The organism is Nocardioides sp. YIM 152315 (genome assembly GCF_029210375.1).
In the GTDB taxonomy this organism is placed as follows: domain Bacteria; phylum Actinomycetota; class Actinomycetes; order Propionibacteriales; family Nocardioidaceae; genus Nocardioides.
In genome coordinates, this window is sequence record NZ_JARGER010000028.1 from 23,114 (window position 1) to 40,219 (window position 17,106).

Genomic DNA, 17,106 nt, shown 5'->3' on the forward strand with positions numbered 1-17,106 from the left:
ACGGACGACCATGACCGCACGGACCGGCGCGGAGCGGGCCGCCCGGCCCTCCCGGCCGCGCACCGTGCGCCGCCGACGGCGCCTCCTGCCGCGCGGCAACCGTCCGCTCGTGCTGCTGATCGCGATGACCGTCGTCGCCACGGCCCTGGTGCTGCTCTGGCCGGACACGGCGCCGATGTCGGTGCTGATGGTCCCGCTGCTGCTCGGCAGCCTGATGCTCGGCCCGCGCCAGCTGCCGTGGTTCGTGGTCTTCGTGATGGTGATGCTGATGCTGGCCATCGCGCGTCAGCCGCAGATCACCACCCGGGTCGTCCTCACGATCACGATCCTCTACGCGCTCTGCTTCATCGTGCTGACGACGTCGTTCCGGCGGTCCCGGCTCGGCGTCGCCGGGGTGCAGGGCGAGTCGATGCTCGTCGACCTGCGCGACCGGATCCTCAGCCAGGGCGGCCTCCCCTCGCTGCCCGCGGGCTGGCTCGCCGAGGACGCCCTGCGCTCGGCCGGCGGCACGCCGTTCGCCGGCGACTTCGTCGTGGCCGACGTGCAGCGCGGGTCCAACCGGCTCCAGATCGTCGTCGTCGACGTCTCGGGCAAGGGTGAGCAGGCCGGCACCCGCGCGCTCCTGCTCTCCGGAGCCTTCGGCGGCCTGCTCGGCGCGCTCGAGCCGGCGGAGTTCCTGCCGGCGGCCAACGACTACCTGCTGCGCCAGGGCTGGGAGGAGGGGTTCGCCACGGCGGTCCACCTCTCCCTGGACCTCGGCACCGGTGCCTTCGAGGTCCGCACGGCCGGTCACCCGCCCGCCGCCCAGCTCCACGCCGGCGCCGGACGCTGGAGCGTGCACGAGGGGGAGGGGCCGGTCCTCGGCCTCATCGAGGACGTCGACTTCCCCGCCCGCGTCGGCGAGATGCGCGCGGGGGACGCGATGCTGCTCTACACCGACGGCATGGTGGAGACGGCCCGGCGCGAGATCGGCATGGGCATCGACCGGATGCTCGGCCAGGCGGAGCGTCTGCTGCGCGGCAAGTTCGAGGGAGGCGCCGACCGGCTGGTCGACGCACTCGGGTCGCACAACGACGACCGCGCGCTCGTGCTCGTCCACCGCCGCTGAGCCCGGCGGTCCCGGTTGGGGCGCGAGCCCCGCGATGTGGCACGATTGCACCCGCTCTGGGCAGCACTGCCCGGAGCGCGCGGATGTAGCTCAATGGTAGAGCCCCAGTCTTCCAAACTGGCTACGCGGGTTCGATTCCCGTCATCCGCTCCAAGCAGGGTCCGCCGGCGCTCCGGCACCGGGCCGGGCCCCACTTGGCGGGGCGTAGCGTAGTGGCTAGCGCGCCTGCTTTGGGAGCAGGAGATCGCAGGTTCGAGTCCTGTCGCCCCGACTCAGCCCAGACAGCACCGACGCACCACCACACCGAGCAACCACGAGGAGAAACCCTGTGAAGAGCGCCGTCGAGACCTTGAGCCCGACCCGGGCCAAGCTGACCGTCGAGGTGCCCTTCGAGGAGCTCAAGCCGAGCCTCGACAAGGCGTACAAGACGATCGCCCAGCAGATCAACGTGCCCGGCTTCCGCCGCGGCAAGGTGCCGCCGGCCGTCATCGACCGCCAGGTCGGTCGCGGCGCGGTCCTCGACCAGGCGATCAACGAGGTCGTCCCGCAGAAGTACGTCGAGGCGCTCCAGGCCAACGACCTCCAGCCGCTCGCGCAGCCCGAGATCGAGGTCACGAAGTTCGAGGACAACGACGCGCTCGAGTTCACCGCCGAGGTCGACGTCAAGCCCGAGATCACGCTGCCGTCGTACGACGGCGTCACCGCCGAGGTCGACGACGTCGAGCTGAGCGACGAGGACGTCGAGGAGCAGGTCCAGAACCTGCGTGAGCGCTTCGCGACCCTCATCGACGTCGAGCGCCCGGCGGCCGACGGCGACTTCGTCGTCATGGACCTCAAGGCGACCCAGGACGGCGAGCCCGTCGAGGGCGCCGAGGTCAGCGGCATGTCCTACCGCGTCGGCCGCGGTGGCATGCTCGACGGGCTCGACGAGGCGCTGGTCGGCATGGCCGCCGGCGACGAGAAGGTCTTCACCTCCCAGCTCGTGGGCGGCGACCTGGTCGGCGAGGGCGTCGACGTCGCCGTCGCGGTGAGCCAGGTCCAGGAGCAGGAGCTCCCCGAGCTCGACGACGAGTTCGCCGAGATGGCCTCGGAGTTCGACACGGTCGCCGAGCTGACCGAGGACGTCCGCGAGCGGCTCGGCCGCGGCCGCCGCCTCGAGCAGGCCGCCGCCGCCCGCGACGCCGTACTCGAGGCGCTCCTCGAGAAGGTCTCGGTGCCGCTGCCGGAGACGATCGTCACCGACGAGCTCAACGCACGCCGCAGCAGCTTCGAGCAGCAGCTCTCCTACGCCGGCCTCACCATGGAGAAGTACCTCGAGGACGAGGGCCAGACCCAGGACGAGTTCGAGGCCGACCTCGAGCGCCGGGTCCGTGACGCGGTCACCGCGCAGTTCCTCCTCGACGAGATCGCCCGGGTCGAGGAGTTCGGCATCGACCAGCAGGAGCTCTCCGAGCACATGGTCCGCCGCGCCCAGCAGTCCGGACAGGACCCGCAGGAGTTCGCGAACCACATGTTCGAGCACAACCACGTCCCCGAGCTGGTGCAGGAGATCCTGCGCGGCAAGGCGCTGGCCCGCATCGTCGAGGCCGCCGTGGTCAAGGACGCCTCGGGCAACGTGCTCGACCTGAAGAACCTGCGTCCCGACGGCACCATCGGTGAGCCCGAGGACGAGGCCGAAGAGGGTGTCGAGGCCGACGCCGACGCCGCCGACGGCTCGAGCGAGCAGGAGAAGGCCGAGGCCTGATCCCCCCGCACGTCGTACGCCGCGACCCGCCCGACCCGTTCGGGCGGGTCGCGGGCATTTCGACCGAGGAATCACCTCGGCGGTGACGGGGCACCAGCACGGGGGGTCAGGCGATCCGAGGGCGACACGCCGCATCCCCCGGCGTGTCGCACTCGCTTCCCCTGGCCACCCGACGAGCCGCACCCACGCATCGTCACGCCAACCGGAGAGATGTCGGCAGGACCCGAAATCCGCTGTCGGCGAACAGGGGGGTGTGAGCCGTGGATGTGTCGGCGCTTCCGGCTAGGGTCGCTTCCGTGACCCAGTACTCCAGCTCCGCGTCCCACTCGGGGACCCAGCAGCCGCAGCTCAACGGCGGCGGCGGGATGAACGGCCTCGACGACCACATCTACCAGCGCCTGCTGCGCGAGCGCATCGTGTTCCTCGGCTCCGAGGTCCGCGACCAGAACGCCAACGCGATCTGCGCCCAGCTGCTGCTGCTCTCCGCCGAGGACCCCGAGGCCGACATCTTCCTGCACATCAACAGCCCGGGCGGCTCGGTCGACGCCGGCATGGCGATCTACGACACGATGAACTACATCCCCAACGACGTCGCCACGGTCGGCATGGGCCTGGCCGCGTCGATGGGCCAGTTCCTGCTCTGCGCCGGCACCAAGGGCAAGCGCTACGCGCTCCCGCACGCGCGGATCATGATGCACCAGCCGTCCTCCGGGATGGGCGGCTCGGCCTCCGACATCAAGATCCAGGCGCAGCAGTCGCTGCACATCAAGCAGATCCTGCTCGACCTGATCGCCGAGCACACCGGCCAGGCGCGTGAGCAGGTCGAGGCCGACGCCGACCGCGACCGGTGGTTCACGGCCGACCAGGCGAAGGAGTACGGCCTGGTCGACCAGGTCATCAAGAGCGCCCGCGAGGCCGCCGACGACGGCCGCCCGGCCCACAAGAACAGCTGAACAGGGGCACCGCATGAACTACTACATCCCGCAGTGGGAAGAGCGCACGTCGTACGGCTTCCGGCGCATCGATCCCTACGCCAAGCTCTTCGAGGACCGCATCATCTACCTCGGCACGCCGATCTCCGACGACGTCGCCAACGCGGTCATCGCGCAGCTGATGTGCCTGGAGTCGATGAACCCCGACCAGGACATCCAGATCTACATCAACAGCCCCGGCGGCTCGTTCACCGCGCTGACCGCGATCTACGACACGATGAACTTCATCAAGTCCGACGTGCAGACGGTCTGCATCGGCCAGGCGGCATCGGCGGCGGCGATCCTGCTCGGCGCAGGGGCGGTGGGCAAGCGTCTGGCGCTGCCGAACAGCCGGATCCTGATCCACCAGCCCTACACCGAGGGCACCTTCGGCCAGACCTCCGACATCGAGATCCAGGCCAACGAGATCCTGCGGATGCGCGAGCTCCTCGAGAAAATGATCAGCGACCACAGCGGTCGGCCGATCGAACAGGTGAGCCGCGACATCGAGCGCGACAAGATCCTCACCGCCGAGCAGGCCGTCGAGTACGGCCTGATCGACACCGTGGTCGAGTCGCGCAAGGGTGCTCCGGCACTCGCCTGAGCGTGTCCGACCCGAGGTTCCTCGTGTCCCTCCCCGCGACGGGGGTGGGACGCGGTACCGTCAGAGAGGCGCTCGGCCCCTCGAACCGCACCACCCGCAGGACCGGCCCGGCACATCGGGCATGAGAGATGGGGCTCGACAGATCGGGCTCGAGATACCGGAGGATGACCGCCCGTGGCACGTATCGGTGACGGAGGCGACCTGCTCAAGTGCTCTTTCTGCGGGAAGAGCCAGAAGCAGGTCAAGAAGCTGATCGCGGGTCCGGGTGTCTACATCTGCGACGAGTGCATCGACCTGTGCAACGAGATCATCGAGGAGGAGCTCAACGAGGGCTCCGAGGTCAGCCTCGACGAGCTGCCGAAGCCGCGTGAGATCTTCGAGTTCCTCAACTCCTACGTGATCGGCCAGGAGCAGGCCAAGAAGTCGCTCGCGGTCGCCGTCTACAACCACTACAAGCGGGTGCAGGCCGGCCTCCAGCCCGCGGGAGCCAGCGGTCCGGGCAAGCACAGCAAGGACGAGGTCGTCGAGGTGGCGAAGTCCAACATCCTCGTGATCGGCCCGACCGGCTGCGGCAAGACCTACCTCGCGCAGACCCTGGCCCGCATGCTCAACGTGCCGTTCGCCATCGCCGACGCCACCGCGCTCACCGAGGCCGGCTATGTGGGTGAGGACGTCGAGAACATCCTCCTGAAGCTGATCCAGGCGGCCGACTACGACGTCAAGAAGGCCGAGACCGGCATCATCTACATCGACGAGATCGACAAGGTCGCCCGGAAGGCCGAGAACCCGTCGATCACGCGCGACGTCTCCGGCGAGGGCGTTCAGCAGGCGCTGCTGAAGATCATCGAGGGCACCACCGCCTCGGTGCCGCCGCAGGGGGGTCGCAAGCACCCCCACCAGGAGTTCATCCAGATCGACACGACCAACATCCTGTTCGTCGTGGGTGGGGCCTTCGCGGGCCTGGAGCACATCGTCGAGCAGCGTGTCGGCAAGAAGACCCTCGGCTTCACCGCGGAGGTCCGCGGCCAGGCCGAGCGGGAGGCCGAGGACCTGCTGGCCCAGGTCCGGCCGGAGGACCTGACCAAGTTCGGCCTGATCCCGGAGTTCATCGGTCGCCTGCCGCTGATCGCCAGCGTCACCAAGCTCGACCGCGAGGCCCTCGTCCAGATCCTCACCGAGCCCCGCAACGCGCTGGTGAAGCAGTACCAGAAGCTCTTCGAGCTCGACGGCGTCGAGCTCGAGTTCGCCCAGGACGCCGTCGAGGCGATCGCCGACAAGGCGATGGAGCGCGGCACCGGCGCCCGCGGCCTGCGCGCGATCATCGAGGAGGTCCTCCTCCACGTGATGTACGACGTGCCGTCCCGCGGCGACGTCGCCCGGGTGATCGTGACCCGCGAGGTCGTGGCCGACGACGTGGCGCCCACCCTGGTCCCGCGCGAGTCCGAGGCGAAGAAGAAGAAGTCCGCGTAGGCGGCCGCGCCTGACCCGCCCGGGCCATCGCGCCGGGGCCGTCAGGCGATCCCTGGCCCGCACTGACTAGTCCACCTGGGCCATTTCCGACCATTTGGCCCTCGGGGGTTTGGCCCCGGCTCACGACAGCGGGAAGACTGATCCCGTCCGATTTTCTCGGGAAGGGATCTGGATGCGCTCCGAGCACCGCGCACCATTCGTTGCCTCGATCGTCGTCGTCCTGGCGTGCATCGCGGTGCTGGCGCACTCCGTCCGCACCGATGCCCTCGGCGGCCTCGTCGGGCCGATCCACCGCGCCCTGCTCGCCGCGCCTGTCGTGCACCCGAAGCCGGCTCCGACCGAGGCGCCGGTCCCGCAGGCGGCGCCGACGGTCGTCGCCACCGACGAGGTGGCCGACGACGCCGCGCCCTCGAAGGGCGCCCACGCGGCCGACCCGGTGCGCCACGCCTCCGGCTCGGAGACGACGAAGACCACCCCGGACCGCGCCCACTCCGGCGCCCGCGACGGCAAGCAGGAAGGCCGACACCCGGGCAAGCGGGGCGGTTCCGACCACGCTCCCTCCGGCCCCGCTGCGCCGAACCCCCCGGTCGCTGCCGTCCCCGCCACGCCCGCCGTTCCGGCGACGCCGGCGACCCCGGCCACCCCGGCCACCCCGCCGGCCCCCGCCACGGGCGCCGGCTCGGGGTCCGGCGACCACCACGGCTGGGGCCGTGGTGACGACGATGACGACGACCGCGGGAACGGCTGGGGCTGGGGCCGCGACAACTCCCACGGGACGAGCCAGGGCTCGAGCCGCGGGAGCCGTGGAGACGTCGACCAGATCATCAAGGGCGTGGTCGAGGTCGCGACCTCGATCGGCCGGGGCAGCAGCCAGGGCAGCCTGCCGAGCAGTCTGCCGAGCGGCCTGCCGAGCAGCCCCCCGAGCGGCAGCAGCACGCGCGGTGGCGTGGTCAGCGGCGTGGTCGCCGGCCTGGTCGGCGGCCTGCTCGCCGGCACCGGCGCCACCGACGATCGCTGGCACGACGACCGTGGCTGGGACGGCGGCAGCTGGGACGACCGCGACGACGACAGCGACGACGGCTACCGCGGCTGGCGCTGAGCAGGACCCGACCCGGCGCCGGTGCGCCGAGCCGGCCTGCGTGCTCAGCCCTCGACGGGAGAGCCCTCGACGGGGGCCAGCTCCGCCTCGACCGTGAGCTCCGTGGCCGCCGCATCGACGGTGAAGACGAGGTCGCCGACGACCTTGCCGGTCTTGCGCAGGTCGTCCTCGGCCTGCCGGGCGGCGTCGACGAGTGACGCCGGGCCCCGGAGCTCCACGCGGGCGAGCTCGGCGCGCATCGAGACCTTGGCGTTGGACTTCGCACCCCGGATGCCGACCAGCGCGGCCGCCACGGCGTCGAGGGTGACCGGGTCGCTCGCGGCCGCCGAGCCGAGCTCGGTGACGCTCGGCCAGGACGCATGGTGGATCGACCCCTCCTGCCACCACGACCAGACCTCCTCGGTCACGTAGGGCAGGAACGGCGCGAGGAGCCGGAGCTGGACGTCGAGGGCGATCGCGAGCGTCGCCTTGGCGGAGACGGTGGCGGCGCCGCCGTCCTCGGCGTACGCCCGCTCCTTCACCAGCTCGAGGTAGTCGTCGCAGAACTCCCAGAAGAACTTCTCGGCGGTCTCCAGGGCGGTCGTGTAGTCGTAGGCCTCGAACGCGTCGGTCGCGGCGGTCACGACGTTCGCCAGCCGCCCCAGGAGGGCGCAGTCGACGGGCTCCGACACCTCGAAGGCGTTGACGCCGGTGGCGCCGACGCCACCGAGCACGAACTTGGAGGCGTTGAGCACCTTCATCGCCAGGCGGCGGCCGACCTTCATCTGGGTCTCGTCGAACGGCGAGTCCAGACCGGGCCGGGCCATCGCCGCTCGCCAGCGGACGGCGTCGGCGCCGAACTTCTCGAGGACGTCGGTCGGGACCACGACGTTGCCCTTGGACTTGGACATCTTCTTGCGGTCGGGGTCGAGGATGAACCCGGAGACGAGCGCGTGCGACCACGGCGCGGCGTCGTTCTCGAAGTGGGCCCGCACCACCCGGGAGAACAGCCAGGTGCGGATGATGTCGTGAGCCTGGGTGCACAGATCCATCGGGAAGACCCGCTGCCACAGGTCGTCGTCGGACTCCCAGCCTCCCGCGATCTGCGGGGTCAGCGACGAGGTCGCCCAGGTGTCCATGACGTCGGGGTCGCCCACGAAGCCGTTCGGCTCGCCGCGCTGGCCCTCGGTGTAGCCCGACGGCGCGTCCGTCGACGGGTCGACCGGCAGCTCCTCCTCGCGGGGGAGCAGCGGGTGGTCGTAGTCGGGCTCGCCGTCGGCGTCGAGCGGGTACCAGACCGGGAACGGGATCCCGAAGAAGCGCTGCCGCGAGATCAGCCAGTCGCCGTTGAGGCCGCCGACCCAGTTGTCGTAGCGGTGCTTCATGTGCGCCGGGACCCACTGGATCTCGGCGCCGCGGTCGAGGAGCTCGCCGCGCAGGGCGGCGTCGCGGCCGCCGTTGCGGATGTACCACTGCCGCGTCGCCACGATCTCGAGCGGCTTGTCGCCCTTCTCGTAGAAGTTCGTCATCCGCTGCGTCGGCGTGGGCTCGCCGTCGAGGTCGCCGGTCTCCCGCAGCTTGGCGACGACGGCCTCGCGGGCCGAGAACGCGGTCTTGCCCTTGAGATCCTCGTACGCCGCGGCCGCGGGCTCGTGCGCGAGCCACTCCGGCGTCTCGCGCGACATCCTGCCGTCGCGGCCGATCACGGTGCGGACCGGGAGGTCCAGCTCGCGCCACCACTGGACGTCGGTGAGGTCGCCGAACGTGCAGCACATCGCGATGCCGGCGCCCTTGTCCATCTCGGCCGCCGGGTGGGCGAGCACCGGGATCTCGACGCCGAAGACCGGGCTGGTCACGGTGGAGCCGAACAGCGGCTGGTAGCGCTCGTCGTCGGGGTGCGCGATCAGCGCGACCACCGACGGGATCAGCTCGGGACGGGTGGTCTCGATGTGGACCTTCTCGCCGGACGGCTTGTGGAACGCGACCCGGTGGTAGGCGCCGGCGTACTCGCGCGCCTCGAGCTCCGCCTGGGCGACGGCGGTCTGGAACGTGACGTCCCAGAGGGTCGGCGCCTCCTGCAGGTAGGCCTCGCCGCGGGCGAAGTTGCGCAGGAACGCGCGCTGGCTGACCGTCTGCGACTTGGGTCCGATCGTCGTGTAGTGCTGCTTCCAGTCGACGGAGAGACCGAGCGTGCGCCACAGCTGCTCGAAGACCTGCTCGTCCTCCTCGACCAGCCGCTCGCACAGCTCGATGAAGTTGGGCCGGCTGATCGGCACCTGCTTCTTGGCGTCGGGCTTCTCGGGCGGGGTGAAGTCGGCGTCGTAGGGCAGCGACGGGTCGCAGCGCACACCGAAGTAGTTCTGGACGCGCCGCTCGGTCGGCAGGCCGTTGTCGTCCCAGCCCATCGGGTAGAACACCGACTTGCCCCGCATCCGCTGGAAGCGGGCGATCAGGTCGGTGTGGGTGTAGGAGAAGACGTGCCCGACGTGCAGGCTGCCGCTCACGGTGGGCGGCGGGGTGTCGATCGAGTAGACGTGCTCGCGCGGCCGGGAGCGGTCGAAGGCGTAGGTGTCCTGCTCCTTCCAGCGCCCGCTCCAGGTGGCCTCGAGGCCCTCGAGCGCAGGCTTGTCGGGTACCGCTACGACGCGCCGCGAAGCGGTCGTCGTCTCGGTCGCCTGGCCAGCCTGCGTGTCAGTCATGGAGAAATCCTAGGGTGCGCGGCGTCAGGCGGAGAAACCGGTTGTGACGGGGGCGCCCCCGGTGGCTGACTTCGGTCATGTCCTTGCGCATCGAGCTCACCGACGACCCCGGTCGCTTCCTCGCGGAGGCGGGTGCCCACCTGGCGGCCGCGCCGGTGGTGACCACGGTGATCGCGACGGTCACCGCGCGGATGGCGGAGCAGGGCACGGCGAGCTACGGCGCGGCGCCGTACCGCTGGTGGGCGATCGCCCGCGACGACGCCGACCGGGTGGTCGGCGTCGCGATGCGCACCGCCCCGTTCGAGCCCTACCCGGCGTACGTGCTGCCGATGCCGGACGAGGCCGCCGTCGCCCTCGCCCGGGCCGTGCACGAGCGCGGCGAGGCGCTCGGCGGTGTGAACGGCGCGCTGCCGGCGTCGCGGCTGGTCGCCGAGGAGTACGCGCGGCTGGCCGGGGGAGAGGTGTCGGTCCACGAGCACCTGCGCCTCTTCGAGCTGGGCGAGCTCACGGTCCCGGCCGCGCCGGCGGGCGGGCTCCGCCTGGCGCGCCGTGAGGACGCGGACCTGTGCCTGGCCTGGTTCCAGGACTTCGGGCGCGCCGCGGCCGAGCAGGCGGGGCGCACCGAGCCCCACGGCAGCGCCGCCGAGAGCTTCACGGCGGAGGACATGCTCGCCCGCATCGCCGACGAGATCGTCTGGCTCTGGGACGACGAGACCGGTGCGACCGTCCACCTCACCGCCGCCAACGTGCCCGCCCACGGCGTCACCCGCATCGGACCCGTCTACACGCCCGAGGAGCAGCGCGGTCGCGGCTACGCCAGCCGCGCGGTCGCCGAGGTCTCGTGGCAGTACGTCGAGCGGGGCGTGCGCTGCTGCCTCTTCACCGACCAGGCCAACCCGGTCTCCAACCACGTCTACGAGACAATCGGCTACCGCGCGGTCGTCGACATGGTGAACCTGCTGATCACCCGCTGACCCGCCCGAAACTTTCGGGCGGGTCGACCTCCTAGACTCGTCGGCGAGATGAGCGACGTACCCGCACCCCGGCTCGCCGAGACCTTCGAGGAGGTCGAGGACGCGCTGCTGTCCCGCTGGCCCGAGACGAAGCTGGAGCCCTCCCTCGACCGGATCCTCGCGTTCACCGAGCTGCTCGGCGATCCCCAGCGCGCCTACCCGGTCATCCACCTGACCGGCACCAACGGCAAGACCTCCACCTCGCGGATGATCGACACGCTGCTGCGCGCGCTCGACCTGCGCACCGGCCGGTTCACCAGCCCCCACGTCGAGCGGATGCCGGAGCGGATCTCGGTCGACGGCGAGCCGCTGTCCGACGACGAGTTCGTGCGCGCGTTCAACGACGTCGCGCCGTACACCCACCTCGTCGACGTGAGCCAGGATCACCCGCTGTCGTTCTTCGAGACCGTCGTCGGCATGGCGTACGCCGCGTTCGCCGACGCTCCCGTCGACGTCGCCGTGGTCGAGGTCGGCATGGGTGGGACGTGGGACGCCACCAACGTCGCCGACGCCGAGGTCGCGGTGGTGCTGCCCGTCGCGGTCGACCACGCCCGCTACCTCGGCGACACGCCCGCCGACATCGCCCTCGAGAAGGCCGGGATCATCAAGGCGGGCTCGACCGCGGTGCTCGCGCAGCAGGAGCCCGACGTCGCCCGGGTGCTGCTCGAGCGGGCCGCCGAGGTCGGCGCGACCGTGGCGCGCGAGGGCGTCGAGTTCGGGGTCGTGTCGCGGGTGCCCGCCGTCGGCGGCCAGGTCGTCACGCTGCAGGGCCTGCGGGGCAGGTACGACGAGGTGTTCCTGCCGCTCTACGGCGCCCACCAGGCGCAGAACGCCGCGGTCGCGCTGGCCGCGGTCGAGTCCTTCGTCGGCGAGCAGGGCGAGCCTCTCGACGACGAGGTGGTGCGCACGGCGTTCGCCGAGACGACGTCGCCGGGTCGCCTCGAGATCGTGCGGCGCAGCCCGACGATCGTGCTCGACGCCGCTCACAACCCGCACGGCGCGGAGGCAGTCGGCGCCGCCCTCGAGGACTCCTTCACCTTCGACCCGCTCGTCGGCGTCATCGGCGTGATGTCGGACAAGGACGCCGACGGGCTGCTGGCCGCGCTCGAGCCGCACCTGGCGCACGTCGTGTGCACCCAGAACTCCACCGATCGGGCGATGTCGGCCGAGCGGCTGGCGGGAGCCGCCCGCGAGATCTTCGGCGAGCACCGGGTCACCGTGACGCCACGGCTGTCCGACGCGATCGACCAGGCCGCCGCCCTCGCGGAGGCGGGCGCCGCCGCGTCGGTGGGGTCCGGGGCGGTGCTGGTCACCGGATCGGTCGTCACCGTCGGCGAGGCGCGCACCCTGCTGGTCCGCCCGGAGCGGGGGGCCCGATGAGTCACGTCGAGCCGTCCGAGCCGTCCGAGCCGTCCGCCCGGCCCGAGCGCTCCCCGCGCCGCGGCATGTGCGCGGCGGTGCTCAGCCTCGAGGCCATCACGCTGGGTCTCACCACGCCGGTGCTCATCACGATCGCCGACGTCGACACCGGCGTCGCGGTCGCGGTCGGCCTCGGCCTCGCGGCCGCCTGCCTGGTGCTCGCCGGGATGCTGCGTGCCGAGTGGGCCTACACGCTCGGCTGGGTGGTGCAGGCCGCCGCGATCGGGCTGGGGTTCGTGATCCCGCTGATGTTCCTCCTCGGCGCGATCTTCGCGCTGCTGTGGGGGACGGCCTACCTGCTCGGACGCAAGATCGAGCGCGAGCGGGCGGCGGCGTACGCGGCGTACGACGAGCAGCAGTCAGAGGGCTGACGTCACGGCCGCCAGCGCCCGGTCGAGCTCCTCGTCGGTGACGCCGCCGAAGCCGACCACCAGGCCGGTCAGCGTCGCGGACCGGCAGTAGTCCGCGAGCAGGTTGACCTCGAACCCCGCGCGACGACCGGCGTCGCGGGCGCGCAGGGCGTCGGCCTGGGGGAGCAGCCAGGTGGAGTACATGCCGGCGAGCGGTCCGGCGAGCTCGGCGTACGGCGAGAGCGCGGCCGCCACCCGGGGCGCACGCTCCGCGTAGACCCGGCGCGCGGTGCGCACGACCTTGTCGACGTACCCGTCGCGCAGCAGCGCCAGGTACCCCCGCTGCACCGGCCACGGCGCGCCCTCGTGGGTGACGACGCGGCGCGCGTTGAGCGGGCCGAGCACGTCCGGAGGCGCGACCAGCCAGCCGAGACGCAGCGAGGGCGAGACCGACTTGGCGGCGGTGCCGAGATAGGCGACCCGGGTCCGGTCGAGGCTGGCGAGCGCCGGCACCGGGGCGACGTCGTAGCGGAACTCCGAGTCGTAGTCGTCCTCGACTACCACCGCCCCGGCCGCGCGCGCGGCGTCGAGCAGCACCATCCGGTCCGGGCCGGGCATCACGCGGCCCAGGGGGTGCTGGTGCGCCGGCGTGACGTACGCCGCCGCGACGCCGGCGAGGTCCGTGACCGGCCGGAGCGCGGGCAGGTCGCGCACCTCCCGCGCGCAGCCGCGCACGGTCTCGACCGCGGCGCGGTAGCCGGGGTCCTCGAGCGCGACGGGTCCCGGCGGCAGCACGGTCAGCAGGTGGCGCAGCCCGTCGGTGGTGCCGGAGGTGACCACGACCTCGTCGGCGTCGACGGGCACGCCGCGGGTGCGCGCGATCCGGTCGGCCAGCAGGGCCCGGAGCTCGGGCAGCCCGCGCGGGTCGTCGTACCCGCGCGGCGGTCGGGCCGTCGACACCTCCCGCCAGGCGCGGCGCCATCCGGCGGCGTGCCGCGGGTCGATCCACGGGGTGCCGGCGTCGAGACGGACCAGCGGTCGCTCCGCGGGCGCGCGGCGGGGGAGGGGCACGGCGTCCCGGGCCGCGCCGTCCGCGGCCACGAACGTGCCCGCGCCGCGGCGCGCCTCGAGCCAGCCCTCGGCGAGCAGCTGCTCGTAGGCCTGCTCGGCGACCGAGCGGCTGACGCCGAGCTCGGCGGCGAGGGCGCGGCTGCTCGGGAGCCGGTCGCCGCGGGCCAGCGTGCCGGCGACGACCAGGTCGCGGATGCGGCCGGAGAGCTGCACGCCCAGCGAGCCCGGTGCGGTGCGGTCCAGGACGACGGGAAGCGTGGACACCAGATTGGCCTGCCAGACTGGTCGGGGATTGGCCCGTGCGCACAGGCCACTTCTCCGACAGGCTACTCCCGTGACCACGACCGCGCCGCTCTCGCCCACTCCACGCACCACCGTCGGCCGCGGCCGCAACCGGATGGTCGACGACCGCGCCGAGCTACACGCCCTGCTGGCCGACGCGCTGGTCGCGCACCTGGGCGTCACCGTGTCGCGGGACGGCGTCGGCCATCCGCTGGTGCTGCCCACGGCGTACGGCGTCGACCTCGACGGTCCCGACGAGGGCGGGACGCTCTACCTGCACGGCTCGGTGGCCGCCGGCTGGCTGCGCGCGTCGGAGGACGCGACCGTCTGCGTGACGGTCACCGAGCTCGACGGGCTGGTGGCGGGCAGGTCGGCCTTCCACCACTCGATGAACTACCGGTCGGCCGTCGTGATCGGCACCGCCCGCCCGGTCGACGACCCCGGCGAGCGCCGGCGCGCCCTCGACCTGATCGTCGACCACATGATCCCCGGCCGGTCCGCCACGCTGCGCGCCTCGACCCGCAAGGAGCTCGCCGCCACGGCCGTGCTGGCCGTGCCGCTCCACGAGGCGTCGATGAAGGCCCGGTCCGGCGGACCGGTCGACGAGCCCTCGGACGTCGAGGCCGGCGTCTGGGGCGGGCACATCCCGCTGCGGCGGGTGGTCGGGGCGCCCGTGCCCGACAAGGACGCCGCGGGGCCGGTCCCGGCCGACGTCGTGCGCCGGGCGGCCGATCTCCAGGCTCCGGCGCCCCGGCTAGGGTTCGGCACATGACCCAGCGCACCTTTGTCATCCTCAAGCCCGACGCGGTCCGCCGCGGCCTGGTGGGGGAGATCCTCTCCCGCTACGAGGCCAAGGGGCTGTCCATCGTCGCGATGGAGCACCGCACGATCGACGGCGCGCTGGCCGACCAGCACTACGCCGAGCACGTGGAGCGCGACTTCTACCCGCCGCTGCGCGCGTTCGTGACCAGCGGACCGCTGGTGTCGCTGGTGCTCGAAGGCGACGAGGCGATCGAGGTCGTGCGTGCGCTCAACGGCGTCACCGACGGGCGCAAGGCCGCGCCCGGCACCGTCCGTGGCGACCACTCGCTGTCCAACCGCGAGAACCTCGTCCACGGCTCGGACTCCGCGGAGTCCGCCGCCCGCGAGATCGGGATCTGGTTCCCCAGCCTGGGCTGACCGCCACGAACTCTGGGCCGACCCGCCGGAAAGTTTCGGGCGGGTCGGGGAATCCGCAGGTCACCCAGCGTGTCCTGCCGATGAGGCGTGCCCGTCGTTCGTAGCCTGTTGTCACTCCTTCCCCACCAGCACCACCCGACACCCAGCGCCGGGGGTGCGAAAGCGACAGGGCGTCACATGGCGAACAGCTTCATCGGCCGCGACATGGCCGTGGACCTCGGCACCGCCAACACCCTCGTCTACGTGCGCGGCAAGGGGGTGCTCCTCGACGAGCCGAGCGTGGTCGCGCTCAACGACACCACCGGCGAGGTGCTGGCCGTCGGTCACGAGGCCAAGCGGATGATCGGGCGCACCCCCGACAACATCGCCGCGATCCGACCGCTCAAGGACGGCGTCATCGCCGACTTCGAGGCCACCGAGCAGATGCTGCGCTACTTCATCGCGCAGGTGCACCGGCGCCGCTACTTCGCGAAGCCCCGGATGGTCATCTGCGTGCCCAGCGGCGTCACCGCGGTCGAGCAGCGCGCCGTCAAGGAGGCCGGCTACCAGGCGGGCGCCCGCCGCGTCTACATCGTCGAGGAGCCGATGGCCGCCGCGATCGGCGCCGGCCTGCCCGTGCACCAGCCCACCGGCAACATGGTCGTCGACGTGGGCGGCGGCACCACCGAGGTCGCCGTGATCTCGCTCGGCGGCATCGTCACCAGCCTGTCGGTCCGGACCGCCGGCGACGACCTAGACCAGGCGATCGTCGCGTGGATGAAGAAGGAGCACGCGCTGATGCTCGGCGAGCGCACCGCCGAGGAGGTCAAGATGACGCTCGGCTCGGCGTTCCCGATGCTCGACGAGCCCGAGGCCGAGATCCGCGGCCGCGACATGGTCTCCGGCCTGCCCCGCACCGTCACCGTCTCGACCAGCGACGTGCGCCAGGCGCTCGAGGAGCCGCTGCACGCGATCGTGGACGCCGTCCGCACCACGCTCGACCAGACTCCGCCCGAGCTGGCCGGCGACATCATGGACCGCGGCATCGTGCTCACCGGTGGTGGCGCCCTGCTGCGCGGGCTCGACGAGCGGCTGCGCCACGAGACCGGCATGCCGGTCCACGTCGCCGAGGCCCCTCTCACCTCCGTCGCCCTGGGCGCGGGCAAGTGCGTGGAGGAGTTCGAGGCGCTCCAGCAGGTGCTGGTCGGCGACCGGAGGCGCGGCTGATGGCGCGCGACCGCCGGCCCTGGGGTCGCGATCCCGACCGCCGGCGCCAGAAGACCTCGGTGCTCGTCGCGCTCGTGCTCGCGAGCCTGACGCTGATCACGCTCGACTCCCGCACCTCGTCGCCGGTCGACCCGGCGCGCCGTGCGGTCGGGGAGGTGTTCGGGCCGATCGAGGTCGCCACGGCCAGCGCCATCCGGCCGTTCACGGCCGTGCCCGACTGGTTCCGCTCCCACGACGCGATGCAGCAGGACCTGCTCGACCTCCAGGCCGAGAACTCCGACCTCCGCTCGCAGCTGGCAACCGACGACTACAACCGCAACCGGCTCCAGGAGTACGACGGCCTCACCGCCGCCGCCCGCAGCATCGGCTACTCCCTGGTGCCCGCCCGGGTCGTCGGGCTGGGACCCTCGCAGTCGTTCTCGAGCACCGTCACGATCGACGCCGGCTCCGACGCCGGCATCCACCCCGACCTGACCGTCGTCAACAACGACGGGCTCGTCGGCCGGGTGCTGCGGGTGACCCGCACGACCGCCACGGTGCTGCTCGTCGTGGATCCCGACTCCGTCGTCGGCGGCCGGGTCGGCCGCAGCATGGACGTCGGCTTCGTGCACGGCCGCGGCGTGCTCGGCAGCGACGGTCGCCTCGACCTCGAGCTCGTCGACGACAGCGCCGTGCCGTCCAAGGGGGACACCGTCGTGACCTGGGGGAGCGAGGCCTCCGGGCCCTACGTCTCCGGTGTGCCGATCGGTCGCATCACCAGCGTCTACACCAGCGTGCGCGACAGCGCCCAGCGCGCCGTCGTCGACCCGTACGCCGACCTCGGCGCGCTCGACCTCGTCGGCGTCGTCGTCCCCAGCGGCACCGACAGCGACCGCGCCGTCATCGAGGCCGACGGGGGACTGAGGTGACCAG

General features: G+C 72.2%; 14 protein-coding genes, 2 tRNA genes and 1 pseudogene. 15 read left to right on the forward strand and 2 right to left on the reverse strand.

The window, feature by feature from the left end; genetic code table 11:
• Positions 1-10: 10 nt before the first annotated feature.
• The 8 genes and pseudogenes from PZ894_RS08870 to PZ894_RS08905 all read left to right on the forward strand — a co-directional run bounded on the left by PZ894_RS08870 (position 11) and on the right by PZ894_RS08905 (position 6,996).
• Complete coding sequence (locus tag PZ894_RS08870) at positions 11-1,108, forward strand: PP2C family protein-serine/threonine phosphatase (protein ID WP_275744144.1); 1,098 nt, start codon at positions 11-13, stop codon at positions 1,106-1,108.
• A 79-nt stretch (positions 1,109-1,187) separates the two neighbouring features.
• Positions 1,188-1,261 (forward strand) — tRNA-Gly (locus tag PZ894_RS08875).
• Positions 1,262-1,306: 45 nt separating this feature from the next.
• Positions 1,307-1,379: transfer RNA gene (locus tag PZ894_RS08880), tRNA-Pro, on the forward strand.
• A 57-nt stretch (positions 1,380-1,436) separates the two neighbouring features.
• Positions 1,437-2,852 (forward strand): trigger factor, encoded by a 1,416-nt coding sequence (gene tig, locus PZ894_RS08885; protein ID WP_275744145.1) that lies wholly within the window; start codon positions 1,437-1,439, stop codon positions 2,850-2,852.
• Between the two features lie 365 nt (positions 2,853-3,217).
• Entirely contained in the window at positions 3,218-3,805 is a 588-nt protein-coding gene (locus tag PZ894_RS08890) for an ATP-dependent Clp protease proteolytic subunit (protein WP_275744268.1), read from the forward strand.
• Between the two features lie 10 nt (positions 3,806-3,815).
• A pseudogene (locus tag PZ894_RS08895) lies at positions 3,816-4,427 on the forward strand (ATP-dependent Clp protease proteolytic subunit); the annotation flags it as partial.
• 174 nt (positions 4,428-4,601) lie between these two features.
• A complete protein-coding gene (gene clpX / locus PZ894_RS08900) occupies positions 4,602-5,897 on the forward strand; it encodes an ATP-dependent Clp protease ATP-binding subunit ClpX (RefSeq protein ID WP_275744146.1) in 1,296 nt (431 codons plus the stop codon).
• Positions 5,898-6,069: 172 nt separating this feature from the next.
• Positions 6,070-6,996, forward strand: coding sequence for a hypothetical protein (locus PZ894_RS08905; RefSeq protein WP_275744147.1), 927 nt, complete (start codon positions 6,070-6,072; stop codon positions 6,994-6,996).
• Positions 6,997-7,040: 44 nt separating this feature from the next.
• Here PZ894_RS08905 and valS read toward each other — a convergent pair whose 3' ends face one another.
• The gene (gene valS, locus PZ894_RS08910) at positions 7,041-9,674 is read right to left on the reverse strand and encodes a valine--tRNA ligase (RefSeq protein WP_275744148.1); all 2,634 of its coding nucleotides are present in this window, start codon (positions 9,672-9,674) and stop codon (positions 7,041-7,043) included.
• Positions 9,675-9,751: 77 nt separating this feature from the next.
• Between valS and PZ894_RS08915 the strand changes: the two genes are divergently transcribed.
• The 3 genes from PZ894_RS08915 to PZ894_RS08925 are packed head-to-tail and all read left to right on the forward strand — an operon-like array spanning position 9,752 to position 12,477.
• A complete protein-coding gene (locus tag PZ894_RS08915) occupies positions 9,752-10,648 on the forward strand; it encodes a GNAT family N-acetyltransferase (RefSeq protein WP_275744149.1) in 897 nt (298 codons plus the stop codon).
• Positions 10,649-10,696: 48 nt separating this feature from the next.
• Entirely contained in the window at positions 10,697-12,067 is a 1,371-nt protein-coding gene (locus tag PZ894_RS08920; RefSeq protein WP_275744150.1) for a folylpolyglutamate synthase/dihydrofolate synthase family protein, read from the forward strand.
• The gene (locus PZ894_RS08925; RefSeq protein ID WP_275744151.1) at positions 12,064-12,477 is read left to right on the forward strand and encodes a DUF4233 domain-containing protein; all 414 of its coding nucleotides are present in this window, start codon (positions 12,064-12,066) and stop codon (positions 12,475-12,477) included. The genes PZ894_RS08920 and PZ894_RS08925 overlap by 4 nt, the downstream gene beginning before the upstream one ends.
• Here the strand turns inward: PZ894_RS08925 and PZ894_RS08930 are convergent.
• On the reverse strand, positions 12,466-13,791 hold the full coding sequence (locus tag PZ894_RS08930) for a PLP-dependent aminotransferase family protein (RefSeq protein ID WP_275744152.1): 1,326 nt from the start codon (positions 13,789-13,791) through the stop codon (positions 12,466-12,468). The genes PZ894_RS08925 and PZ894_RS08930 overlap by 12 nt on opposite strands.
• A 70-nt stretch (positions 13,792-13,861) precedes the next feature.
• Between PZ894_RS08930 and PZ894_RS08935 the strand changes: the two genes are divergently transcribed.
• The 4 genes from PZ894_RS08935 (at position 13,862) to mreC (ending at position 17,102) form a co-directional block, all read left to right on the forward strand.
• The gene (locus PZ894_RS08935) at positions 13,862-14,581 is read left to right on the forward strand and encodes a pyridoxamine 5'-phosphate oxidase family protein (protein ID WP_275744153.1); all 720 of its coding nucleotides are present in this window, start codon (positions 13,862-13,864) and stop codon (positions 14,579-14,581) included.
• On the forward strand, positions 14,578-14,988 hold the full coding sequence (ndk, locus tag PZ894_RS08940; RefSeq protein WP_275744154.1) for a nucleoside-diphosphate kinase: 411 nt from the start codon (positions 14,578-14,580) through the stop codon (positions 14,986-14,988). The genes PZ894_RS08935 and ndk overlap by 4 nt, the downstream gene beginning before the upstream one ends.
• A 177-nt stretch (positions 14,989-15,165) precedes the next feature.
• A complete protein-coding gene (locus tag PZ894_RS08945) occupies positions 15,166-16,194 on the forward strand; it encodes a rod shape-determining protein (RefSeq protein ID WP_275744155.1) in 1,029 nt (342 codons plus the stop codon).
• Positions 16,194-17,102, forward strand: a complete 909-nt coding sequence (gene mreC / locus PZ894_RS08950) for a rod shape-determining protein MreC (protein ID WP_275744156.1) — start codon at positions 16,194-16,196, stop codon at positions 17,100-17,102. The genes PZ894_RS08945 and mreC overlap by 1 nt, the downstream gene beginning before the upstream one ends.
• The last annotated feature ends 4 nt before the right edge of the window (positions 17,103-17,106 follow it).